Origin of the sequence: Hyphomonas beringensis (genome assembly GCF_000682755.1) — a bacterium.
Taxonomy (GTDB): domain Bacteria; phylum Pseudomonadota; class Alphaproteobacteria; order Caulobacterales; family Hyphomonadaceae; genus Hyphomonas; species Hyphomonas beringensis.
The window spans coordinates 48,022-70,975 of the sequence record NZ_AWFF01000002.1 but is presented as its reverse complement, the minus strand read 5'-3'; the positions used below and the strand labels follow the sequence as shown (position 1 = coordinate 70,975).

Sequence of the window (22,954 nt, the reverse complement as noted above, 5' to 3'; positions counted from 1 at the left end):
GCGATCTGCCAAGCGTTGGTGTCGGTCGCTCCGGGAATTCCTTTCAACAGCAATGGAATAGCAGATAACGTGTCGACACTGCAGAGAGCCTTTAGCCGTATTCCTTGGGCTTATACATTCAGGCGGCTGCTGATAGCGATCCCAACTATGCTGGCCATCATCACCATGGCCTTCTTCATGATGCGCGCCGCGCCGGGCGGTCCGTTCGACGGAGAACGAAAGCTGCCGCCAGCCACCGAAGCTGCCGTGGCCGCCAAATTTGGCTTCGACAAGCCGCTATATGAGCAATATTTCAACTATGTCGGCGGCGTCCTGACCGGGGATTTCGGCCCCTCCTACAAGACACTCGGCAAAAGCGTGAATGATCTCATCGCCGACGGCCTGCCCCTATCGCTCACCATTGGTGTTCTGGCGATGATATTGGGCATTACCGTGGGCACCTTCCTCGGCGTATTCGCGGGGCTCAGGCAAAACACAGCGGCAGACTACAGTGTGATGGGGCTGGCCATGGCCGGGATTTCCATTCCTACCTTTGTGACAGGCCCCATTCTGATCCTCATCTTCGCCCTTGGCGCCGGCATCTTTGCCGTAGGCGGCCTCGGCACCTATCCCAATATCGGCATGAGCTGGCACAATATGACCCTTCCGGTCGTCACGCTGGCCTTGCCACAGATCGCGATCATTTCACGCCTGATGCGCGCCTCCATCATTGAGACCATGCGCTCCAACCATATTCGTACCGCCCGCTCCAAAGGCCTGTCGGAACGACAGGTAATTGCACGTCACGCGCTTCCTGCCGCCCTTCTGCCCCTGATTTCCTATGCCGGCCCGGCCATGGCGCGTGTCATGACCGGCTCTGTGGTGATTGAGAAAATCTTCGGCCTGCCAGGGCTTGGCTCATATTTTGTCGATGGCGCCCTGAACCGGGACTACACCCTCGTGATGGGGGCCATCATTGTCTATGCGGGCTTCATCGTCATTCTGAACCTCGTTGCGGACATTCTTTACGCAATGCTCGATCCGAAAGTGAAATACGACTGATGACAGACGTGGATCCCCTTCTCGACCCGACGGGCCGTATCGAGCCAGTTGAAAAAGCCATCGTCGGCGGACGCTCTCTCTGGGAAGACGCCCGCACACGCCTGCTGCGTAACCGCGCGGCCGTGATTTCCATGTGGATCCTTGGCGTGCTGGTGGTTATCGCCGTCTTCGGGCCTATGGTCTGGGTGCATGATTATCGCACGATTTCTGACCTGCGCATGATTGCCCCCACCTTTGACGGCATGCACCCGCTGGGAACAGACCTGCAGGGCCGAGACTTGCTGGCACGTCTCATGATCGGCCTGCGCATCTCTCTGATGGTCGGCATCGTGGCAACCGCCGTCAGTCTCGTCATTGGTGTCAGCTGGGGGGCCACCGCAGGCTATCTCGGCGGCCGCATCGACAATTTCATGATGCGGATCGTGGACGTACTCTACGCCCTGCCGTTCATCTTCTTTGTGATCCTGTTGCTGACCGTGTTCGAGCGCAACATCGTGCTCATCTTCGCCGCTATCGGTGCCATCGAATGGCTGACCATGGCGCGGATCGTGCGCGGGCAGACCCTGGCCATCAAGGGCAAGGAATTTATCGAGGCCGCCCGGGCGTCCGGCGTGAACCGCCGGGACATTATCATCCGCCACATCCTGCCAAACGTGATCGGTCCCGTTGCCGTCTATGTGACGCTGACCATTCCCGTGGTGATCCTGGCTGAAAGCTTCCTGTCCTTTCTTGGCCTCGGCGTGAACGAACCGCTGACCTCTCTGGGCGTGCTGATTTCTGATGGCGCGGACCGGATGGAAGAAAAACCCTGGATGCTGCTCGCGCCCGCCATCACCATGGCGGTTACCCTGCTCTGCCTGAACTTCATTGGCGACGGCCTGCGCGACGCGCTGGACCCGAAAGACCGGTAAGCCTCAACCACATCAAGAGCATACACATACAAAGCAAATACTTAGGGCGACTGAGCTTCACACAGTCACGCGCCCTGACTGCTTTATATGACGACATGACTATATGATTGCGTCTTCGCGCCTTGCACTCATGTGTGTGGCATAACTATCTGCAAAACATACGAAATTCGAGACGAGAGGACGCGTACGGTTGGAGCTGTTCGTATTTTTCTGCAGCCTGATCATCTTTGGCGGTTTCGCCATGATGCCCCTGGCCCGCCGTGCCGGGGCGCCTTTCCTCCTCATCGCACTCATCATCGGCATGTTCCTGGGTGAAGACGGCCCGGGCGGTATCCTGTTCAACAATTTTGGACTGGCCTTTGATCTGGGCAGCATCGCACTCGCCGTCATCCTGTTTGCAGGCGGCCTGGAAGCCAATCGCGCCATTTTCCGCAATGCCGGCGCCCCCGCCACCAGCCTAGCAACCATTGGTGTACTGATCACAGCTGCGATTACCGGCATCGCCAGCTGCGTTCTGCTGGATGTGCCATGGCTGGTCGGCCTGCTGCTGGGCGCCACCGTTGCCTCGACAGATGCCGCCGCTACCTTTTTGCTGGTGCAGCAAAGCGGCATCGCCCTACGCCAGCGGCTGAAAGACGCCCTGCTTCTGGAATCCGGGCTGAATGATCCAATGGCCATCTTCCTGACCGTCTCGCTCACCACCCTGGTTGCCTCTGTGCAACAGGATGTTACCGGAGACCTCCTCTCACTCAGCATCTTTCTGCTGAAGCAGGCGGGCATTGGATTGGTGGGCGGCATTCTTGGCGGGCGTCTTCTGGCGCTGATCCTGGATAAGCTCTTTCTGCCGCTAGGAACCTATCCCGTCATGTCGCTGACCGGAGCGATGGTGATATTTGCGGGCGTCAGCCTGCTGGGCGGCAGTGGCTTCCTGGCAGCCTATCTTGCCGGCTTTACCCTCAAGGCGCGCCTTCACCGTCCGATTGATCGCATTCTGGATTTCAACGAGGCCTTTCAGTGGCTCTGCCAGATGGTGCTTTTCCTGATGCTCGGCCTGCTGGTCACGCCAAGTGCGCTAATGCATGGCTTCTGGCCTGCCCTGGGTTGCGCCGCCGTGCTGATGCTGGTGGCCCGCCCCATCGCCGTCTTCGCAAGTGTGGGCTGGATGGGCTTCACGATGAAGGAAAATGTCTTCCTCAGCTGGGTCGGTCTGCGCGGCGCGGTGCCCGTGCTGCTGGCCATCTATCCGGTCATATCGCCGGGACCGATATCCGTCGGGTTTTTCAACGTCGTCTTTGTAATCGTTGCCGTGTCGCTGACGGTACAAGGCTGGACCATAGCGCCTGCGGCCAAGCTGCTGGGCCTGCAACCGGAAAAGCAGCCTGTCGCTGAAAAGAAAGCCCAAGCCGAGAACAGTCCGGCCTAGTGCAGCGCCACTTCAATATCGTCCAGCAAGTTACGCACGCGCTTTGCGTTTGCACCAAGATCTGACAAGCCAACCCGGCTGGTCGAGCGGATATCGATACGGCTCCCCCCCGCTTCCATCGGAAGCACGCGGATCATCACGTCATCCTTGAAGCCAAACCAGAAGCTGGTCTCGGTCGCCTCGATACGGCCTTCTGCGGCATCGGCCGTCACGATCTTCCAGCCGCGATCCTTTATCAGTTCGACGATCGTGGCGAAGGCATCAGGCTGCGCAACCGGGGCTTCATACGTTGCAAGCTTTGGATATGGGGCAACTTTTGGAGAGTCCTGCTCTTCCGGGCGGAATTCGGCCTCTTCCTGAACCTCGGACACAAGCCGTCCCGGCGTTCCGGGCCAGCGGCCTTCTGCGGACTCTGGCACCACAGGCGCATCCTCGATCGGGTTCATGGCGCCATCGGCCTTGCGTTCCGCCAGCAGTTTCGGGCTGGGCTCGATAGGATCTGACCAGTCAGTCTGCACGTCATGGATTGGCGGAAGACGTGTCGCCTGCCCGCCAAAGGCCGCAACCCGGCCGAAGCTGAGACCAGCAACCAGCAAGGCCGCTAGGGACAGGATAAAGGCTCGCTTGCGCGGCGCCTTGATCAGCGACAGGACCATGGCGATGACAGACACACCCAGCGCCAGGAAGATCAGCTTCAAGCCCCAGTTCAGTGTCATTGTGCCCAGGCCGAACTGCCAGCTCCAGGCACCAAACCGCGCACCTACTGCCGCGATAACGAACCAGAGAACGGCAAAGATCGACAGACCCAGAGAGGCTCTCGCCACGGTGCCGCGCCAACCGGCATCCTGCGTTGTGTCCACTGAACTCATGTCGTGCACCTTCCCTTCAAGCCCTTTGAGGGAAAGACATAGGTCACTCCCCCCTTATGGGCCAGTACCATGCAATCACAAATCCGTTTGCATGTCTGGCAAAAACGGGAACGGCGGCCACATTCGGACCGCCGCCCTTATTCTGGTCGAAATACGGCTCGAAAGCCTCAAGCCGTTGGCAGTTTATAGTCCTTGAACTGCTCACGCAGAGCCAGCTTGTTGATCTTGCCTGTGGCACCCAGCGGAATTTCGCTGACGAAGACAACATCATCCGGCGTCCACCATTTGGCGATCTTGCCGTCCAGTTGAGCCAGCACCTCTTCCTTGGTCGGATTTTCGCCCTGTGCGGGCTGAACCACCAGCAGCGGGCGCTCATCCCATTTCGGGTGATAGATGCCAATCGCTGCGGCGTTAGCCACTTTCGGATGGCCAACGGCAATATTTTCGATGTCGATGGAAGAGATCCACTCCCCCCCTGACTTGATCACATCCTTGGCGCGATCAGTGATGGTCATCGTGCCATATTCATCAATGTGCGCCACGTCGCCGGTATCGAAGAAGCCATTATCGTCCAGCACATTGCCGCCGACGCCTTTGAAGTAGCCGGCCGCAATGGCTGCGCCGCGCACCATCAGGCGACCGGTTGTGTCGCCATCATTCGGCAGGTCATTGCCTTCATCGTCAACAATCTTCAGTTCGACGCCGAATGGCGGACGGCCCTGCTTCAGCTTCTGCTCGAGACGCTCTTCGATTGGCGCATCCAGCATGTGCGGCGGCAGCGTACCAAGCGTACCAAGCGGAGAGGTCTCGGTCATGCCCCAGGCATGGACCACGTCCACCTCATAATCTTCCTCAAACGCGCGTAGGATTTTCTCCGGCACGGCAGACCCGCCAATGATCACCTTGTTCAGGTGCGGCAGTTTGAGATTGTTCTCCTGCAAGTGGTTGAGCAGCATCAACCAGACGGTCGGCACGGCGGCTGTGATGGTCACCTTCTCAGTGTCCAGCAGCTCATAGATGGACGCGCCATCCATTTGCGCGCCGGGCATCACCATGTTCGCACCTGTTGCCGGGCAGGACAGAGCCAGCCCCCAGGCATTGGCGTGGAACATCGGCACCACCGGCAGCACAACATCATTTGCGCCCATGCCGATGGCATCTTTCTGCATCGTGATCATGGTGTGCAGCACATTCGAGCGGTGCGAATACAAAACGCCCTTCGGATTGCCCGTCGTGCCGGATGTATAGCAAAGGCCACAGGCGGTATCTTCCGGGAAGTCGCCCCAGCGGCACTCGTCAGAGCGGCCATCAATCCAGATGTCGAACGGGATCGCGCCGAGAGAGTTTTCCGGCATCGTGTCGGCATCCGCATAGATGACGAAAGTCTTCACCGTTTCCAGATGGTCCTTGATCGCTTCGACGATCGGCAGGAAGGTTTTGTCAAAGATCAGCACCTTGTCTTCGGCGTGATTGGCAATCCAGGCGATCTGCTCGGGGTGCAGACGCGGATTGATTGTGTGAAGCACAGCGCCAATCCCCATAGCACCATACCAAGAGGCCATATGACGCTCAGAGTTCCAGCCCAGTGTCGCAACCCGGTCGCTCATGCCAATGCCATGATCCTTCAGGGCATTGGAGACCTGTTTGGACATGGTGAACAGCTCGGCATAAGTCGTCCTGGAAATATTGCCCTCGACACGGCGCGTAATGATCTCGCGCGTCGGATTGATCCGATTGGCGTGTTCAAGAATCTTGTTAACCGTCAGCGGCCAATCCTGCATGATGCCCAGCATCGCTGTCCTCCCGTAGACAAAATGATATCAAGCAATAATAGCTTGAATTAGAACTCGTTTATTCGTGCCGCTGCGGCAGTGCAAGAACAGGAACTGCTTGTATGAAATATTTTGCAATCCTACTTCCGGCCCTTCTGCTGCTGGCGGGCTGTGGTCCCGTAGACACCGAGAATAGCGGTTCATCCTCTCAAAACACGAAAGGCACGGAAAACGCGCAGGTCCGGCGCATGCCCCTTCCCGCCTATTTCGATTGCCTGCGCGAGAATAAAGGCGTCGTCATTGCCGCCCACCGTGGGGGCCCAGCCACAGGCTATCCCGAAAACGCAATCGAGACCATGCAATACAATTTCGACCATGGTGTCCGCGTCTTCGAAATCGATATCGCCGAGACGCGCGACGGCGTGCTGACCCTGATGCATGATGACCGGCTGAACCGCACAAGCACGGGGCGTGGTTACGTTTCCGATATCAGCTGGAGCAATATGTCCGGCCTCAAACTGGTCGACAATGACGGCCAGCAGACAGACTTCTCCCCACCCAAACTGACCGATGCCCTGCTCTGGGCAAAAGAAACCGGCGCGATCCTCGAGCTCGACCGCAAGAAGACCACCAGCTTCGGCAACATTGCCAAAGCGGTGTATGCCGCCGATGCCGCGCAGAATGTCATCTTCATCTCCTACACCGATGACGAAGCCGCCGAGATCGCCTCTATCGACCGCGACTTCATGATGACCGCTTCGGTGCGCGGGGGACGTGACATCGCTGCGCTCGAAGACCGCGGCGTTGATCCTGAGCATCTGATCGGCTGGACAGGCACCGACCGGCCAGATGACGCCGCATGGCATCGCAACGCCCTCAATGATGTGGAGTCCGCCTTCGGAACACTTGGGCGCGCGGGAGAGCGTCTTGATGACCAATACATGGCAGACGGCAATGGCTCGGAATATCAGGACCTCGCCGATAAGGGCCTTGTCATGCTGGCCACAGACCGCCCTCTGGATGCCGCCGAGGCCATGACGTCTGATGACATGGCCCGCTCCGCCTGCGAACGTTGACCTTTGCCCAGTTCAGTCGTATTTGGCGCGCAGGTTTGAGCCACCTGCCGCTCGCCGGGATATCCCGTCGGTGAAGCGCTCACAGCCGCCCGAAACGGCTGTTCAAAAAGGATGCTGACGCTTTCTCCACAGCGGTCCAGCGGCAAGGCGAGCCCCGCAGAACAAGACCGCGATTGGATGAAGACGAAAGGATCCTCATCATGTCGCTAAATATCATGACGCGTGACGGGGCGAAGGCCCGTGCGAAGCAATTGCGGGCGGAAGCCGCTGCTGCAGGTACCTCCCTGTCCCATTCGAAAGCTCTTGAGCAGGTCGCGGCCGAGCTCGGCTATCGGGACTGGAACACCGCCTCGGCGCGCCTCTCGAACAAACCGGAAGCGCCCTGCCAATTGGGCGACCGGGTCAGCGGACTGTACCTGAAACAAGCCTTTGAAGGCCGCGTCCACGCCATCCGCGAACTGGCGGGCGGTATGGGCTATGAAGTTACCCTGCACTTCGACACGCCTGTCGATGTGGTGGAATTCGACAGCTTTTCTGCCCTGCGCCAGCGCGTTACGGCCACATTGGACGCCAATGGCATCTCCTGGGGCAAGACAAGTGACGGTCATCCGCATCTTGTCCTGCGGGACGTGCTGAATGGCATTGTCTGAAGCGCCGGTCCCTTCCAAGGGGCCGACTCAGCCATAATGGATCAGGGGTAGAGCCTGCCCTTGGTCCAGCCCTCTCCATCCCGTGTAAACTTCACACGATCATGCATGCGGAAGGCCTGATCCTGCCAGAATTCGATCTCGGCCGGTGTCACCCGGAAGCCTCCCCAGAATTCAGGGCGCGGGATATCCGGTCCGTCGCCATAAATCTCTGACAATTCGGCGACGCGTTGTTCAAATGCAGCCCGGTCTTCCAGAGGGCGGGACTGATCGGAGGCAATCGCGCTAATCCGGCTCTGAGCCGCTCGGGTGGCAAAATATGCGTCGGCTTCAGCCTCAGTCACCTGCTCTACCGTGCCACGGATGCGCACCTGGCGGCGCAGGCTTTTCCAGTGGAAGCCAAGCGCCGCCTTGGCGGTATTGGCAAGCTGCTGGCCCTTGGCACTTTCCAGATTGGTAAAGAACACAAAGCCTGCGGGCGTCACTTCCTTAAGCAGTACGATGCGTACATCCGGCATGCCGGAAGCATCCACGGTGGCAAGTGACATTGCATTGGAATCGTTCAGCTCCTTCTCGCGGGCTTCGGCCATCCAGGCCTGAAACAGGGCGATCGGGTCCTGAGTATCAGGGATCAGGGGCTTGCCCGTCGGGTCTGTCGCATACTCTGCGGCGCTCGGGCTGGGCGGTATGACAGATGAACTCATCCGAATGATCTCCTGCTTGCAAACACGGGCTACTTATCAGGCCGGTTTCGCCCCTGACATACGTGCCTGTCCTGAGCCCGTCCACACCTTCCGGCTGGCAGACTTATCGCTTCCCCGCTAAGAATGAGAAAATCACCCTCGATGTGACTTGTGATGGGGATATGGAGTTCGAAATGAAATACCTGACAGTGCTGGCATTCGTTGCCGCAATGAGCGCAATGCCAGCTGTAGCTCAAGAAATTTCTGAAACGACCAGCAATATTGTCGACTGCAGGGAAATCGAGGCAGCAGAAGCTCGCCTTGCCTGCTATGACGAGGCAACCGTTGCTCTGGAAAAGCAGGTCGAGTCTGTAAAAGCCGCAGAAGCCGCTCTTGCTGCAGACCCGGAACGCGCCTTGCCGCAATGGGCCCGCATTGACCCCAGCGCTGACAAGAAACAAGTGAAGCGCGAAAAGAAGAAGAAGGAAAAGAAAGACCAGCGCGACGAAGAATTGGAAGTGACTGTCGTGAAAGTCTTCCAGAACAATGCCGGCCGCTATTTCATCCGACTAGATAATGGTCAGCTTTGGAGCCAGGTCGTTATCGAACGCATTGATGAACCCGATAGCCTGCCCGCCAAAGGCCGGATCTGGAAATCCTTCTACGGCTCTCCATGGTTTGAATTCGAAGACAAGTCCTACCAGGACTTCAAGATCAAGCGCGTCAAATAAGTCTTCGGAACGATTTGGCATCAGCCGGGATAAAGTCAGGGCTGTTCAAAGAGCAGCATTTGCGCTTGAAGGCATGTCATGTCGCATAACACGTTCGGTCATCTCTTCCGCGTCACCACTTGGGGTGAAAGTCATGGGCCCGCGCTCGGCTGTGTCGTCGATGGCTGCCCCCCCGGCCTGCCTCTCGACGCAGCCTTCATCCAGCAATTCCTGGACAAGCGCCGCCCTGGCACGTCCCGCTTTGTCACGCAGAGGCAAGAGCCTGATCAGGTGAAGATCCTGTCCGGGGTGTTCGAGGATGACCGTACAGATGGCCCGGTCACCACCGGCACGCCCATCTCCCTTATGATCGAGAATACCGATCAACGCTCCAAGGATTACCGCGAAATCCGCGACCGGTACCGCCCCGGCCATGCCGACTATACCTATGATCAGAAATATGGTGTGCGCGACTATCGCGGGGGCGGACGTTCCTCTGCTCGGGAAACCGCTGCACGCGTGGCGGCTGGCGCTGTAGCACGCCAGGTTCTTGGTAAAGACATCCAGATTCGCGGCGCCGTGGTTCAGATCGGCCCGCATGCGGTTGATCGTGCGCGCCTTGACTGGAGCACAACGGAATCAAACCCTTTCTGGTGCCCGGACCCGGACATGGTGCCCGTCTGGGAAGAGTTTCTGGACACGACCCGCAAGGCGGGAAGTTCCACCGGGGCAATCGTCGAGATCCAGGCAAGCGGTCTTCCGGCAGGCTGGGGCGCGCCGATCTACGGAAAACTGGATTCCGAACTCGCCAGCGCCATGATGGGAATCAATGCCGCGAAAGGTGTTGAAATCGGCGCAGGCTTTGCCGCCGCCGCTATGTCTGGCGAGGAAAACGCAGACCGCATGCGCATGGGCGAAGAGGGTAAACCCGTTTTCGGAGCAAACAATAATGGCGGTGTTGCGGGCGGCCTGTCGACCGGTCAGCCGCTGGTTGTGCGCGTTGCCATCAAGCCGACGTCTTCAATTCTGACACCCGTCGAGAGCATTACCCGCGATGGGGAGGAAGTGGACGTGCGCACGATTGGACGTCATGATCCCTGTGTAGGCATACGCGCCGTACCCGTCGCCGAGGCCATGATGGCCTGCGTACTGGCGGATGCAAAGCTGAGGCACAGGGGTCAAACCGGCCGATGAGCGAGAGTGGGAGTGTCACAGTATCTTCACATACCTGGTATCGGCAACTCAGACCGAACCTGCTAACGGGGTTCGGAATTGAACGAACAGTAGGTGACTGGCATGGGTGGCGTTGAAATTTTCGGGGTCATAGGCTTCGTCTTGGCATCATATGCCGTGGTCGCAAACGACTCGATCCAGACCCTCGGGACATTTCTATCATCGAACTCAAAGCGCCCTTGGTGGGTTCTCTGGCTTTTTGCCAGTGCCATTCTACTGGTTGTTTTGTTCTATGGTTACTTCCATGGTCACGGCGACGTTGCCTATGATCGTCTGGACAAGCTGTCTGTACTACCTGGAGAAGGCGACCGCAGCGGCCTGCTAATGCCGAATATCCAGTGGTGGCATGCCCTGCCCCCCCTGGTTCTGCTGCTGCTAACGCGCTGGGGCATTCCGGTTTCCACCACCTTCCTCGTGCTGACCCTGTTTGCCCTGTCCGGTGGCTCAGCCAGTGACGGCATCCTGGAGAAAATGATCATCAAGTCCGCGATGGGCTATGTGGTCGCCTTTGGATGTGGCATCGCGCTATGGGTCGTCATCTCACGCACATTCGAGCGTTGGGTCTACCATACGCGGGACGAGATGCCCTGGCCGTACTGGGTGACCTTTCAGTGGCTGACGACGACCTTTCTGTGGTCGCAATGGCTGATGCAGGATCTGGCGAACATCTTCGTTTACCTGCCGCGCGAAGTTACTGTCGTGAATGGTGAGACCCATGTCAGCTTCGCATTCGGCTATGTGATCTTCGGCGCCATCCTTTTGATCGCCATCCAAGCCTATATCTTCGCGACCAAGGGCGGCCAGATCCAGCGTATCGTTGAGCGCAAGATCAACACTGTGGACGTACGCGCCGCGACGATTGTGGACCTGATTTACGGGATTATTCTGTTTATCTTCAAGGAAGTCAGCAATGTGCCGATGAGCACGACCTGGGTGTTCCTGGGCCTGCTGGCGGGTCGCGAGCTGGCAATTTCCTATGTCGCGCACCTGCGCGATAAGAATGAGGCCGTGAAAGACGTTCTCGGCGATGCCGGACGTGCCTTCCTCGGCCTCATTATTTCGATAATCCTGGCTTTCGCCATGCCGCTGCTCGGCACAGGGAAACTACCCAGTTTCTAAACTTACGCAGCTTATGCGAAAATGTTCACGATCGGGTCGAGCGCAATTGAAAGGCTCACACCGACAACGCCAGCCAAAACCAACATGGTTCCCCTCAACACACTAAGGACAGCCTCATTTTGGGCGATATCCTTGTGCGCCAGCCAGGAAACATGATTATCATTGTGATCTAGGACAGCCATGAGAGCCTCCTCCTTTTCCTGGTGAAAATTACTGTCATGCGACTGTAATCTAACTGTCATATTACTGTCATGTTCCGCGCTTGCAAATCAAATTTTTTTCATCGGGGCTTAACCCTGATGGCGCGGGGAACTTAATTCCCTGAAAAATAAGGATTTATACCTATTTTCGATAGGTGCTGACTTTTGTCAGGAATGCCAGCGCCTGTCTTTCAGGCAGAAGGCCGACATGGTCGCACGCCTTTGCGGCATCCCAGGAGAGGTATTCCGCATAATATGGCTCATGAAAGCCGTGCGGAAAGTATTCCAGCAAGCCATCCATCTCCGGATAATCCCCAAACTGGACGCTATCGGCCAGAATAAAGAGCCCGCCGGGCTTCAGGATACGCGCCACTTCCGCCAGAACCTTCGGCCGCACATCAGCGGGCAGTTCATGAAACAGGAAGATCGACACCACCATGTCGAGACTATCGTCTTCCAATGGCATGGCCTCTGCCGCCTCATGCAGGATGTCCACATGCGGCCAGCGGTTCAGCCGTACTCCCGCCGCCTCGGTATAGCTCGGCGACAGGTCCAGACCTGACGCCCTGAGACGCGGATAAACCTGCATCACCTGCGACAGAAACCGGCCATTGCCGCACGCCATATCAAGCAGGCGAACACCGCGCTGGTCCCTGCCCTTCAGTTCCCGCGAGATCTCTGCCAGCGCCGCGCGTCGCATGGCATCGGCGGTGCCTGTGAACAGCGCCTCTACCTGTGTATCATAAAGGTCTGCGCTGTCTTCGGTGAACCAGCCGCCGGACTGGTAGTGGAAGTTCTGGAGGTAATAGTCGGGATAACGATTATGGCCGTCCGTTACCTGCTGGCGGATCTCGGTGCCGTCGCGCGTCACACGCCGACGGTCCACCTCACTGGCATCCTCCCGGAAAGCACGGGCTGATTGCAAGGCGCGGGGAAGATCCTTCAGGCGCACATCCTTCGGCGCAGGATACAGTCCTCTTTCCACATTGAGCCGGTCCTGCAGGAACAATTGGAAATACGCACGCCGAAGCACCGCCATGTCCGGCTTGCCGCGGCTCGGCTGAAAAGCGGGCTCACCCGGTCGGCTCAGCCCGCCGGTCTGCTGCCGGACCGCCCGCATCTGCACGCCATACCAGGCAGAACGCAGCCCTTGCGCGGCCGCATACCGGGCGCGTCCAGCTGTCCGCGTTGCAAGATCAAACAGGCTCATGCCTCTGAATATGTGGCGCGGCGGGACCAACGTCCAGCCTTCAGCTCTTGTTCAGCTTGGGGCCGTCACATTGCGCAAGTGAGACTCGCGGCATTACGACCGCAACAAGGAGTAATGCGATGAAGAAACACTCTCTGGTGATTGGGGCGCTTGGATTGTTAACCCTCGCCATACCTGCAACGGCAGCGGCGCAAGGCGCCTACGGATATGGCTACAATGCGCCTGCACGCAACACAGCCTGCGAGCAGCAGCGCAAGGATGACAAGGTCGCCGGTACGGTCATCGGGGCCATTGGGGGCGCACTGATTGGTGGAGCCATCGGCAACAATGTCGAAGATGGTGACAAGCATTGGCATCGCGGACGCAGGGGCTATCGCGGTCACCGTCGGCATCGCGGCTATTATCATGGTAACGGCAATTCCGATGAGGTTGCCACAGGCGCCATTCTGGGCGCGGTGATCGGTGGTATTGCCGGCAACTCCATGGCTGGCAGTACCAGCAAACCCTGCGCGGTGGCCACGCCCTACAATTACCAGACAGGCAGATACCCACAGGGCGCAATCCCGCGCACAACTGATGGGCTTTACGGCGGCCCGCAGAGCGCAGGCAGCTATCCTGCCTATCCGAACACACCCCCGCCGAGTCGCACCTATCCAGCCTCAACCCGGCCCGGGCCTGCCTACCCGTCATATCCTCAGCCGCAGACGGATGCGCGCGAATGCCAGACAATCACCCGTGAGACCCGTCTTCCGGATGGCCGCATCATCCGCGATCCGGTCACGACCTGTCGCGATCCATATGATGGCACATGGGTGATAGAAGACGGCTCAACCGGATATGACGATTACGATGGCTATAATGACTCTGGCTATGACGGCTATTGATCAGCTGGCGCCCTGACCGCGTGGAACAGGCGTTCGGCATTGCCGTCGCCTCCTGAAATCGGGCTGGCTGTCCAGGATCGGATGGGCCAGCCTTTTTCTGTCATCCATTCAGCAAACCTCTCGGCCGCCTGGTCGGCGGCCTCAATATCCGTTACCAGGCCGCCCTTGCCGATATTCTCCCGGCCGACCTGAAATTGCGGTTTGAAGAGGCCGACAAACTCTGCTTCTCGCGCGGCCAGCGATAGTGGCACCTCCAGCAGTTTCTCCAGAGAAATGAAGCTCGCATCGCAAACCAGCAAAGTTGGCGGGCCACCCAACATGTCAGGCGTCAGCGTCCTGGCATCCTGCGCCTCAAGGCTGGTGACGCGGGTATCTCCGGCCAGGGACGCATGAAACTGCTCCCTCCCGACATCGACCGCCACGACATGTTCTGCCCCGCGCCGCAACAGCACATCGGTAAAGCCACCAGTCGATGCGCCAATGTCGAGACAACGCCGCCCGGACGGGTCAACACCGAACACGTCCAGCCCCTGCGCCAGCTTCAAGCCACCTCGCGACACATACGGATGCGCCGCAGACGCTTCAATATCCTCATCGCCAGACAGCATTTGGGATGGCTTGGTTACGGGCAGTCCATTGGCGGTCACACGGCCTGCCTCAATTGCGGCACGCGCACTTGCCCGGCTTTCAAAAAAGCCAAGACTTACGAGGATTTTATCTGCGCGATCCTTCACCGTTTGGAGCCTTCCTGCAACATTCGCGTTATGTCCTATATCAGAGGCAAGCAAACAGGAGACTCTTCATGATCACCCGTACAGCGATTGCGACCGCCGCCTTGGTCCTGGCAGCGGCCTGCGGACAGGAAAGCGCCCAGCCGCAGGAACTTCCCGAAACTGCAGGCCCCCTGCCCTCTCCCTCTGAAATGCCCGGCCCCGATGAAGGCGTCTACCCATCAATGATGCGCGCCACAGCCTCCATCATTGGTGCAGAAGGCACAGAGATCGGCACCGCGAACTTCCTTGACGGTCCGAATGGAGAACTGATCCGCGTGGAATTGTCAAAAGGCGCGCTTGAGCCAGGCTGGCATGGCATCCACTTACATGCCGTGGGCACGTGTGAGGATGTTGGTGAATTCAAGGAATCCGGCGGACATCAGGGCAAGCATGAAGGCGGCCATGGTCTGCTGAACCCAAAAGGTCCTGAAGCGGGCGACCTGCCGAATATCTGGGTCGCAGCAGATGGCTCGGCCGGGTACGAAGCGTTCACACGCCTTACGGGCCTTGATGCCCTGCTGGATGATGACGGCTCGGCCATCATCATTCACGAAGACGAAGATGATCATATGACTCAGCCTATTGGCGGTGCGGGCGCCCGCGTCGCTTGTGGTGTTATCGAGTAGGGCCATCACGCCCAACTCCTAATAAAAGCTGCAGCCGGCCACGTTTTGCGACGTGGCCGGTTTCATATGCACTTGCGAAAATCATCGGCGCGATACAGGTTGACGACAGAGAAAAAAGGGAGGGTTCCGACTTTGACGAAATTGACACGACGCGGCGCGCTATTGGGTGGCGCAGCCATCACTACTCTGGCTGCCTGTGGGCAGAAAACAGCTACGGCGCTGCCGCCGCCAACAGGACCAGCAGCCGCCAAGGCCCTTCCGCCAGAAGGCTGGGAAAGCGGTCTGACCATTGCGCACCGCATCGCCACCGGTGACACCACCTCTCTGGAAGAAGTGAATGCCGCCATCACCCGCGCCGAAGCCGTGAACGGCCAGATCAATGCCATTGCGACAGACAGTTTCAACCAGGCACGTATTGATGCAGGCGACCTTGTCCCTGGCCCGTTTAGCGGTGTGCCGACCTTCATCAAGGACCTGATGAACTGGAAAGGCACTCAGACCCTGATGGGAAGCCGTGCCTTTATTGGCTACATTGCGCAAGAAGACGCACCGTTTGCAGCGGCCTGGCGCAAGGCAGGCGTGGTCTCGCTCGGCAAGTCCACCACACCTGAAGATGGTCTCACCTCCACCACCGAACCGCTGGTCACCGGCCCAACCCGCAACCCATGGGACCTCTCCCGAAATACCGGCGGCTCTTCCGGAGGTGCAGCCGCGCTGGTTGCTGCACGCGTCGTTCCGTTTGCCCATGCCAGTGATGGCGGCGGCTCGATCCGGATCCCCGCATCGACATGTGGCGTCTTCGGCCTCAAGCCATCTCGCGGTCGCCTGAAAGCTGGCAGAAGCGGCCCAACTCCGCCCGTGGATCTCTCTGTGAACCACGCCGTGACCATTTCGGTTCAGGATTCCATTGAGCTCTTCCGCGTCGCTGAGACCAATGACGGCACATATGCACCATTGGGCGAGATCCGCGCTATTCGCCGCCCGCTCAAGATCGGCTTTGCGCCAGACACGATCAGCGGAACACATGTTGCGCCGGAGACACTCGCGGCGCTGGAGAAAACAGCGCAGCTTTGCCGAGACCTTGGCCATGATGTCAGAGACTTCAAAGTGCCCCTGAATGGCGAAGAGTTTACCGATAAATTCCTTATGTACTGGTCTGCAGGCGCAGCCGCTTTTGCACAGCAAGCCAGCGAGTTTACGGGCAAGCCGATCGGCCCTGAAATTGTCGAGCCATGGACGCTGGGCCTCGCTGCCCGCTTCCAGTCCCGCCAGGCGGAAATCCCCGAAATCATCAAATATCTGCAGGATTTTGAAGCCGCCTATGATGCATGGTTCGAGGACATGGATATCCTGCTGACGCCGGTGACAGGCAGTCCCGCAAGACCGATTGGCGAGCAGGCTCCAGATGGCAATTTTGAGGATGTAATGGAAAGCGTCCTGAACTTCGCGGCGTACACCGCCCCGATGAACGTAGCTGGCGCGGCCTCCATGAGTGTGCCGCTTGGCTGGTCCCCGTCCGGCCTGCCGATCGGCTCCATGTTCTCCGGCAAACGCGGAGATGACGGTCTGCTGTTTGAGCTGGCCATGCAGCTGGAGCAGGTCCGCCCCTGGATCGGCAAGGTTCCCCCTGTGTCTGCATTCTAGGCCCTCATGACACCCTCTGCGCCCTCTCAGACGTCCGCCAAAATCCATCCGCTGGTATTTGGATACGGTTTTGCCAATGACGGTACGCCCACGCCTTTGAGCTGGGAAGACGTCACATCCGGCAGGCTGGCGGAGTTCAGCCGCTACTGGCTGCACTTGAACCGGCTGTCAGAGGCGGCGCAGGAATGGGTAAGTAATGCGAGCGGCGTGGATGAACTCGCCGCCGACGCCCTGCTGCAAGCAGGTACACGCCCCCGGGCAGTTCGCCACGGCAAGGGTTTTCTGATCAATCTTCGCGGGATGAACCTGAACGAAGGCGAAGCCCGCGAAGATATGCTGGCCTTGCGCATTTGGGCGAGTGAAACCTCTCTCATCACCCTGCGCTCCAAACGCATCCAGGCTGCTCGCGATGTCGAGGCCTCAATGCGTGAAGGTGATGTGCCCAACTCCACAGGCGGCCTGGTTGCAGCACTGGCCGAGGCCCTGACGAACCGGATGGAGCCTGAAATCGCGCAATTTGATGAGCAGGCTGATGAATTCGAAGACCAGCTGCTGGATGCGGATAGCCGCCTGCCCCGCAGCGCGCTGTCGGAATTCCGCCGGCGTGTGCTGCAGGTACGCCGCTATATCATGCCCCAGCGTGATGCTCTGGCCCAACTGGTGCGTGAGGGCGCGCAGGCCGGACTGTTCAGCGATTATGACATGATGTACCTGCGCGAATCCGCAGACCGGGTGACACGCCTGTCGGAAGAGCTGGAAACCATACGCGACCGCTCAACCGTGCTGCAGGAACAGGTGATCGAGGCACGCGGTGAGATCATGAACCAACGCCTCTTCGTGCTCTCCATCCTGTCTGCGGTGTTTCTGCCAATCAGTTTCGTGACAGGGCTGTTTGGCGTGAATCTCGGCGGCATGCCGGGCCTCCACAGCCCGCTGGCCTTTGCCATTCTGGTCGGCGCGCTGATCGCGGCAACCGTGCTGATGCTGGCCATATTCCGCTGGCGGCGGTGGATCTGAGCGCCAGGCATCGCCGCCCAGATATTAACCATCACTTTCGTCTCCTTCAGAAATTCGGCCTGAAGCTTTGCATGTTCGCAATGTACTTCTGGTAATCGGAACATGTTGCAGCGCGGAAATTCGCGACGCGCGCTCTATATCTGCTGGTACACAGGCCTTACGAAAGCGGTACACCGTGAACAAATCTGTCAAAATTGCCATTGCGATTTTTGTTGTCATACTGGTCTGGTTTGCGGGGCGCAGCCTTCTTCGCGGATCGATCAGCACACAAAAGGAATCCGTCGCCATGACGACGGAGAAGCCTGTTCCCGAGGCCGTTACCATCCAGGCCAGCTCAAAGCTCCACCCCATTCGCGTCGAAGCCAAGGGGCGCACGGCGCCGGACAAGACCGTTACCGTCAAGGCCGGCACAACCGGCACCGTCATCTCCACTCCCGTCAGCGAAGGCCGCTTTGTCGAAAAAGGCACACTGCTGTGCGGGCTGGATGTCGAATCGCGCGCGGCACGCCTGAAAGAGGCTGAAGCAAATCGGGACGCCGCCCGTGTCGATTATGAAGCGGCCGAACAGCTTGCCGAAAAAGGTCTTGGCCCGAAGAACCGTGTGACCGCCACACAGGCTAGCCTGAATGCAGCCGAAGCCGCCGTGAATGCGGCCCGTGTGGAACTCTCCAAAACTCAAATCCGCGCGCCCTTTGACGGCATTTTCGAAACACGCCTGGCCGAAGCCGGGGATTTCCTCTCTCCCGGACAGGCCTGCGGTGAGCTTGTGGACATGTCCCCGGTCATCGTGGCCGTTCAGGTATCGGAAGAACATGCTGGCAAGCTGACCACGGGCATGGACGCCCGTGTTCGCCTGGCGAGTGGCGCCGAATACCCCGCAAAACTGCGCTATGTCTCCCGCTCAGCAAATGACAGCACACGTACCTTCCGGGTAGAAGCGGCTATGGAGACGGGCGAAACTCCTGTGCCCGCCGGGATCACTGCGCAATTGTTCGTTCCAATTGGCGAGGTTGAAGCAACCCGCATTTCCCCCGGCCTGCTCACCCTGAACGATTCAGGCGAAATGGGCCTCAGATACATTCAGGCGGACAACACGGTTGGCTTTGCGCCAGTCACTATCATTGATGAAAGCCCGCAGGGCGCGTGGGTAACGGGTCTGCCGAAGACGACACAGCTCATCTCTCTGGGGCAGGACTATCTGGCTGAGGGCGTGAAGGTGAAACCTGTTCCGAAAGGCGGAGCCCAGCCATGACAGGTTTGATCGATGGCGCCATTGGCCGCGCAAGGATGGTGCTCGCCATCCTTTTTTGCGCGATCATTGCCGGCACCGCCACCTATGTCGGCCTGCCGAAGGAAGCCAATCCGGACATTCCCGTTCCCTTTGTCGGCATTACCGTTCCGCTGGCAGGCGTAACGCCGGAAGATGCCGAACGCCTGCTGGTCAAACCGATTGAACAGGAAATCCAGTCGCTGGAAGGCCTGAAGACCTATTCCGGCTACGGCATGGAAGGCGCCGGACAATTGGTGCTGGAATTCGAGATCGACACCGATATCGATCAGGCGGTCCTGGACGTGAAGGACAAGGTAGACCTGGCCAAACGTTTCTTCCCGGAAGATGCCCGCGAGCCAATCATCACAGAGGTCAATGCCTCCCAATTCCCGATCATGGTGGTCAACCTGTTCGGCCAGGCGCCGGAGCGCGGCCTGAACCGGATTGCGGAAAACTTGCAGGATGCCCTGGAACGCGACCCGGGCGTGCTGGAAGCGCGCATCATCGGCAAGCGCGAGGATGTGCTTGAGATCGTCGTCGATCCGGTCAAACTCGAAACCTACAATCTGTCCTATCAGGACATCTATTCCGTCGTGTCCTCCAACAACCAACTCGTGCCTGCAGGCCAGATCGATACAGGCGAGGGCAGTTTTGCCGTCAAGGTGCCGGGCCTGATCCGCACCGCGAAGGATGCGCTGAACCTGCCGGTCAAACGGGCGGAGAATGCCACCATCACCCTGTCCGATGTGGCCGACATTCGCCGCACATACAAGGATGCCTCCGGCTTTGCCACCTTCAATGGCGAGCCTTCCCTGCAATTGCAGATCGTGAAACGCTCTGGCGCGAACATTCTCGACACGGCCAATTTTGTGCGCGATGTCGTAAAGGAGCAAAAGAAAGCCTGGCCGAGCACGGTTCAGGTTCGCATCACATCTGATGAATCCGAAATGATCGGCGACCAGTTGGGACAGCTGCAAAGCTCCATCGTTACGGCGGTCATACTGGTGATGATCATCTGTGTCGCCGCCCTTGGCTGGCGCTCTGCGCTGCTGGTCGGCATCTCGATCCCCTCTTCCTTTGTAATGGCTTTCCTGCTGCTTGGCGCGTTTGGCTATACCATCAACATGATGGTCATGTTCGGCATGGTGATCGCCGTCGGCATCTTGGTCGATGGGGCAATCGTTGTTACGGAATATGCCGACCGAAAAATGGCGGAAGGGCTGGACCGCAAGGAAGCCTATGCCATGGCCGGCAAGCGCATGTTCTGGCCGGTCATCGCCTCCACGGCCACGACACTTGCGGCTTTTGTGCCATTCCTGTTCTGGAATTCGATGCCGGGCAAGTTCATGGCATATCTGCCGATCACGCTGATCTTTGTTCTGACCGCGTCTCTCGTGATGGCGCTGATCTTCCTGCCTGTGCTTGGCTCCGTCATCGGCGCGCGTCCTGAAGGCACGGATGAGAGCCTTGCTGCACTGGCCGCAGATGCAGACCCGAAAGATGCTACAGGGTTTCTTGGCGGCTATGTCAGAACCGTTCAGGCTTTGATCGACCGCCCCCTGATGGTTACGGCGGTCGCCATTTCCGCAGTCATAGCCATTTTCATCTGGTTTGCTTCTACCCCCCATAAATCCGAACTGTTTCTGGATGTGGAGCCTGAACAGGCCTTCGTCTTCGTGCAGGCACAGGGCAGCCTCTCGGCACGGGAACAGCTGGAACTGGTCAAGCATGCCGAAGCGGCCATTCGCGGCATGGACGGCATTGAAGACATCTCCACCCAGACCGGCAGCGGCGGGGAATCAACTTTCTCTCCAGATGGTGCCAGCGCACCCATTGATACAATCGGACAGCTGCTGCTGGATCTTGCCACCGCCGATGGTGTTCATGATGGGCGCAAGACGCTTGTGAAAGTGCGCGAGCGCCTGTCTGAAGTGCCGGGCCTGCGCTTTGAAATCACGCAGCGCGAAGATGGTCCGCCTACGGGCAAGGATGTGCAGATCGCATTGCTGTCAGAGGATGAGGCTGCACTCAACCAGACCGCAGCCAAGGTCCGCACCTATCTCGACAGCCGTTCAGACCTGCGCGAAGTCGATGATACCCGCCCGCTGCCGGGCATCGAATACCAGTTGGAAGTCGACCGTGAGGAGGCCGGCAAATATGGTCTCGACATCAGCCAGGTTGGCGCCGCTGTGCAACTCGTCACGAATGGTGTGCTCGTGGGGCGCTACCGTCCGGATGATGCCTCCGATGAGGTTGATATCCGTGTCCGCTTCCCGAAAGCTGACCGCAGCGCCAGTGCGATTGACGATCTGCGCATTGCGACACCCCAAGGCAACGTGCCGCTGTCCCTGTTCGTAGATCGCGTACCTGCCCCGCGTGTCAGCAAGATCGAACGCCGCGACGGCGAACGCGTGATTGATGTGCGTGCCAATGCGCGTGAACAGGGCCAAGGCGCAGCGATCGTTGATGAACTCAAGGCCTGGGTCGCAGACCAGAACTTCCCGGCCTCCGTGGAGGTGCGCTTTGAAGGGGCTGATGAAGACAGCGCCGAGGCGGCCGCATTCTTCCAGGGCGCCCTGATGGCCATGTTGTTCATGATGGCGGTCATCCTGCTGTGGGAGTTCAACAATTTCTGGCAAGTCTTCCTGACGCTGACGGCTGTGATTATGTCGACCGCGGGTGTGGTCATCGGCATTCAGTTTGTCCTGCCCTATATTTCACAGCTGATGCTCGGAACCGGGATCGTGGCCCTCGCTGGGATCGTGGTGAACAATAATATCGTTCTTATCGACACGTATAACCGCCTGCTGAGCGATGGACGCTCGCCGGAAGAGGCCGCCATTTCAACAGCTGCCCAGCGTATCCGCCCGATCCTTTTGACGACGGGCACGACCATCTGCGGCCTGCTGCCCATGATCATTCAGATGAATGTGGACTTCGGCGACGGCGCCATCAATTTTGGCGGTGCCAGCTCTGAATGGTGGGTCCAGCTGGCGACAGCGGTCGTGTTCGGCCTTGGCTTCTCGACCATGATGATCCTTCTGGTCACACCGGTCTGGCTGCTCGCACCCTATCGCATTGGCAATTGGGCAAAGCGCCAGAAGCAGAAATTCCAGGGCCGCCGAAATACGTCGGACGTCAAACTTCTGGACAAGTCCGCCAATGAGAACACATCCAAGGATTCTTCCCTTCCTGCGGCGGAGTAGGCTTGCGAGATGACCGGCAGATGAACGCGCCATTCGGATTGCGTTCCAAGCGCCCATGCGAAACAGGGTCAGCAGCGCCGGGCAGCTCCTCCTCCCAGAGGCAAGCGTCTTCACCCATCACGCCTGAATGCTGGCCTGGTAGTTCCCAAACCCTCTCCCCTGAGACAGGTCAACCGGCGCTGCATCTTATCCTTGGAAGAGGTTATCCTGCGAGTGGCCCGCCCGGCGCGATGGCGGCCTGCTTGGACCGTTCGGCCTCGGCCCGGAAGGCTTGCGGATGCGCCATATTGGGGAAACGGATATGCGTCTCCCCGCGCCCATGAACCGACAGGCGGCCATAATCGAATATACGGCCAAAGATGCTCTGCTTAAGGGAGCTGCCCTCAATCGCGTCCAGCGTGATCTCTTCCACATCGGCAGACCACAACCCTGTTTTCAGCACCACGCGCCGGTCTGTCACAACAAATTCTGTCGTGTTGACGCGCACCATTTCCATAATGAAATACACAATACCGAACACCAGAACGCCCAGCAGGATCAACGCCGCCCAAGCCCGTGCATGTACGATCCAGTGGAACTGCCCGCGATAGCGCAGGGTCTCCCCTTCATACAGCCGCTTCTCGATATATCCTGACATATC

General features: G+C 58.7%; 21 protein-coding genes. 14 read left to right on the top strand and 7 right to left on the bottom strand.

The window, feature by feature from the left end; genetic code table 11:
* Nucleotides 1-69: 69 nt before the first annotated feature.
* The 3 genes from HY29_RS01745 to HY29_RS01735 all read left to right on the top strand — a co-directional run bounded on the left by HY29_RS01745 (nt 70) and on the right by HY29_RS01735 (nt 3,375).
* Nucleotides 70-1,041, top strand: coding sequence for an ABC transporter permease (locus tag HY29_RS01745; RefSeq protein ID WP_277813008.1), 972 nt, complete (start codon nt 70-72; stop codon nt 1,039-1,041).
* Nucleotides 1,041-1,952, top strand: coding sequence for an ABC transporter permease subunit (locus tag HY29_RS01740; RefSeq protein WP_034790919.1), 912 nt, complete (start codon nt 1,041-1,043; stop codon nt 1,950-1,952). Before HY29_RS01745 ends, HY29_RS01740 begins: the two co-directional genes overlap by 1 nt.
* A gap of 190 nt (nt 1,953-2,142) precedes the next feature.
* Nucleotides 2,143-3,375: a potassium/proton antiporter gene (locus tag HY29_RS01735; RefSeq protein WP_034790918.1), complete on the top strand. Its 1,233-nt coding sequence runs from the start codon at nt 2,143-2,145 to the stop codon at nt 3,373-3,375.
* On the opposite strand, the gene HY29_RS01730 is transcribed toward HY29_RS01735, so the two are convergent.
* Both HY29_RS01730 and HY29_RS01725 read right to left on the bottom strand, forming a co-directional pair.
* Complete coding sequence (locus tag HY29_RS01730) at nt 3,372-4,244, bottom strand: DUF1499 domain-containing protein (RefSeq protein WP_051601034.1); 873 nt, start codon at nt 4,242-4,244, stop codon at nt 3,372-3,374. The two genes, HY29_RS01735 and HY29_RS01730, sit on opposite strands and share 4 nt — an antisense overlap.
* Nucleotides 4,245-4,411: 167 nt before the next feature.
* Nucleotides 4,412-6,037 carry a long-chain-fatty-acid--CoA ligase gene (locus HY29_RS01725; RefSeq protein WP_034790917.1) on the bottom strand — a complete coding sequence of 542 codons (1,626 nt, stop codon included), beginning with the start codon at nt 6,035-6,037 and terminating at the stop codon, nt 4,412-4,414.
* 101 nt (nt 6,038-6,138) lie between these two features.
* Between HY29_RS01725 and HY29_RS01720 the strand changes: the two genes are divergently transcribed.
* Together HY29_RS01720 and HY29_RS01715 are read left to right on the top strand one after the other, a co-directional pair.
* On the top strand, nt 6,139-7,092 hold the full coding sequence (locus HY29_RS01720; protein WP_034790916.1) for a glycerophosphodiester phosphodiesterase family protein: 954 nt from the start codon (nt 6,139-6,141) through the stop codon (nt 7,090-7,092).
* 200 nt (nt 7,093-7,292) lie between these two features.
* The gene (locus tag HY29_RS01715) at nt 7,293-7,742 is read left to right on the top strand and encodes a glyoxalase superfamily protein (protein ID WP_034791073.1); all 450 of its coding nucleotides are present in this window, start codon (nt 7,293-7,295) and stop codon (nt 7,740-7,742) included.
* Nucleotides 7,743-7,783: 41 nt separating this feature from the next.
* Here HY29_RS01715 and pdxH read toward each other — a convergent pair whose 3' ends face one another.
* Nucleotides 7,784-8,449 carry a pyridoxamine 5'-phosphate oxidase gene (gene pdxH, locus HY29_RS01710; RefSeq protein WP_422119908.1) on the bottom strand — a complete coding sequence of 222 codons (666 nt, stop codon included), beginning with the start codon at nt 8,447-8,449 and terminating at the stop codon, nt 7,784-7,786.
* 167 nt (nt 8,450-8,616) lie between these two features.
* Between pdxH and HY29_RS01705 the strand changes: the two genes are divergently transcribed.
* The 3 genes from HY29_RS01705 (at nt 8,617) to HY29_RS01695 (ending at nt 11,484) form a co-directional block, all read left to right on the top strand.
* Nucleotides 8,617-9,153, top strand: coding sequence for a hypothetical protein (locus tag HY29_RS01705; RefSeq protein ID WP_155838172.1), 537 nt, complete (start codon nt 8,617-8,619; stop codon nt 9,151-9,153).
* Between the two features lie 78 nt (nt 9,154-9,231).
* Nucleotides 9,232-10,326 carry a chorismate synthase gene (aroC, locus tag HY29_RS01700; RefSeq protein ID WP_034790912.1) on the top strand — a complete coding sequence of 365 codons (1,095 nt, stop codon included), beginning with the start codon at nt 9,232-9,234 and terminating at the stop codon, nt 10,324-10,326.
* A 102-nt stretch (nt 10,327-10,428) separates the two neighbouring features.
* The gene (locus tag HY29_RS01695) at nt 10,429-11,484 is read left to right on the top strand and encodes a hypothetical protein (RefSeq protein ID WP_034790868.1); all 1,056 of its coding nucleotides are present in this window, start codon (nt 10,429-10,431) and stop codon (nt 11,482-11,484) included.
* A gap of 11 nt (nt 11,485-11,495) precedes the next feature.
* Here HY29_RS01695 and HY29_RS01690 read toward each other — a convergent pair whose 3' ends face one another.
* Both HY29_RS01690 and HY29_RS01685 read right to left on the bottom strand, forming a co-directional pair.
* Entirely contained in the window at nt 11,496-11,666 is a 171-nt protein-coding gene (locus HY29_RS01690) for a hypothetical protein (protein ID WP_155838171.1), read from the bottom strand.
* A gap of 160 nt (nt 11,667-11,826) precedes the next feature.
* Nucleotides 11,827-12,894, bottom strand: a complete 1,068-nt coding sequence (locus tag HY29_RS01685; RefSeq protein WP_034790859.1) for a class I SAM-dependent methyltransferase — start codon at nt 12,892-12,894, stop codon at nt 11,827-11,829.
* Between the two features lie 119 nt (nt 12,895-13,013).
* Between HY29_RS01685 and HY29_RS01680 the strand changes: the two genes are divergently transcribed.
* Complete coding sequence (locus HY29_RS01680; protein WP_034790855.1) at nt 13,014-13,778, top strand: glycine zipper 2TM domain-containing protein; 765 nt, start codon at nt 13,014-13,016, stop codon at nt 13,776-13,778.
* On the opposite strand, the gene HY29_RS01675 is transcribed toward HY29_RS01680, so the two are convergent.
* A complete protein-coding gene (locus HY29_RS01675) occupies nt 13,772-14,512 on the bottom strand; it encodes a TlyA family RNA methyltransferase (protein WP_034790853.1) in 741 nt (246 codons plus the stop codon). The two genes, HY29_RS01680 and HY29_RS01675, sit on opposite strands and share 7 nt — an antisense overlap.
* Nucleotides 14,513-14,580: 68 nt before the next feature.
* On the opposite strand from HY29_RS01675, the gene HY29_RS01670 reads away from it, so the two are divergent.
* The 5 genes from HY29_RS01670 (at nt 14,581) to HY29_RS01650 (ending at nt 22,314) form a co-directional block, all read left to right on the top strand.
* Nucleotides 14,581-15,177: a superoxide dismutase family protein gene (locus HY29_RS01670; protein ID WP_034790844.1), complete on the top strand. Its 597-nt coding sequence runs from the start codon at nt 14,581-14,583 to the stop codon at nt 15,175-15,177.
* A 132-nt stretch (nt 15,178-15,309) separates the two neighbouring features.
* Entirely contained in the window at nt 15,310-16,821 is a 1,512-nt protein-coding gene (locus tag HY29_RS01665; protein ID WP_034790842.1) for an amidase family protein, read from the top strand.
* 6 nt (nt 16,822-16,827) lie between these two features.
* Nucleotides 16,828-17,838, top strand: a complete 1,011-nt coding sequence (locus tag HY29_RS01660; protein WP_051601033.1) for a zinc transporter ZntB — start codon at nt 16,828-16,830, stop codon at nt 17,836-17,838.
* 175 nt (nt 17,839-18,013) lie between these two features.
* The gene (locus HY29_RS01655; RefSeq protein WP_034790839.1) at nt 18,014-19,090 is read left to right on the top strand and encodes an efflux RND transporter periplasmic adaptor subunit; all 1,077 of its coding nucleotides are present in this window, start codon (nt 18,014-18,016) and stop codon (nt 19,088-19,090) included.
* Complete coding sequence (locus tag HY29_RS01650) at nt 19,087-22,314, top strand: efflux RND transporter permease subunit (protein WP_034790837.1); 3,228 nt, start codon at nt 19,087-19,089, stop codon at nt 22,312-22,314. Before HY29_RS01655 ends, HY29_RS01650 begins: the two co-directional genes overlap by 4 nt.
* 202 nt (nt 22,315-22,516) lie before the next feature.
* Here HY29_RS01650 and HY29_RS18200 read toward each other — a convergent pair whose 3' ends face one another.
* Nucleotides 22,517-22,951, bottom strand: coding sequence for a PH domain-containing protein (locus tag HY29_RS18200; protein ID WP_051601032.1), 435 nt, complete (start codon nt 22,949-22,951; stop codon nt 22,517-22,519).
* Nucleotides 22,952-22,954: the final 3 nt, after the last annotated feature.

Bases quoted from the DNA above. Each gene is read 5' to 3' on its own strand.
- HY29_RS01740 (WP_034790919.1), top strand. From the start codon at position 1,041: ATGACAGACGTGGATCCCCTTCTCGACCCGACGGGCCGTATCGAGCCA.
- HY29_RS01730 (WP_051601034.1), bottom strand. From the start codon at position 4,244: ATGAGTTCAGTGGACACAACGCAGGATGCCGGTTGGCGCGGCACCGTG.
- HY29_RS01725 (WP_034790917.1), bottom strand. From the start codon at position 6,037: ATGCTGGGCATCATGCAGGATTGGCCGCTGACGGTTAACAAGATTCTT.
- HY29_RS01720 (WP_034790916.1), top strand. From the start codon at position 6,139: ATGAAATATTTTGCAATCCTACTTCCGGCCCTTCTGCTGCTGGCGGGC.
- HY29_RS01715 (WP_034791073.1), top strand. From the start codon at position 7,293: ATGTCGCTAAATATCATGACGCGTGACGGGGCGAAGGCCCGTGCGAAG.
- HY29_RS01705 (WP_155838172.1), top strand. From the start codon at position 8,617: ATGAAATACCTGACAGTGCTGGCATTCGTTGCCGCAATGAGCGCAATG.
- aroC (WP_034790912.1), top strand. From the start codon at position 9,232: ATGTCGCATAACACGTTCGGTCATCTCTTCCGCGTCACCACTTGGGGT.
- HY29_RS01695 (WP_034790868.1), top strand. From the start codon at position 10,429: ATGGGTGGCGTTGAAATTTTCGGGGTCATAGGCTTCGTCTTGGCATCA.
- HY29_RS01690 (WP_155838171.1), bottom strand. From the start codon at position 11,666: ATGGCTGTCCTAGATCACAATGATAATCATGTTTCCTGGCTGGCGCAC.
- HY29_RS01685 (WP_034790859.1), bottom strand. From the start codon at position 12,894: ATGAGCCTGTTTGATCTTGCAACGCGGACAGCTGGACGCGCCCGGTAT.
- HY29_RS01680 (WP_034790855.1), top strand. From the start codon at position 13,014: ATGAAGAAACACTCTCTGGTGATTGGGGCGCTTGGATTGTTAACCCTC.
- HY29_RS01670 (WP_034790844.1), top strand. From the start codon at position 14,581: ATGATCACCCGTACAGCGATTGCGACCGCCGCCTTGGTCCTGGCAGCG.
- HY29_RS01660 (WP_051601033.1), top strand. From the start codon at position 16,828: ATGACACCCTCTGCGCCCTCTCAGACGTCCGCCAAAATCCATCCGCTG.
- HY29_RS01650 (WP_034790837.1), top strand. From the start codon at position 19,087: ATGACAGGTTTGATCGATGGCGCCATTGGCCGCGCAAGGATGGTGCTC.
- HY29_RS18200 (WP_051601032.1), bottom strand. From the start codon at position 22,951: ATGTCAGGATATATCGAGAAGCGGCTGTATGAAGGGGAGACCCTGCGC.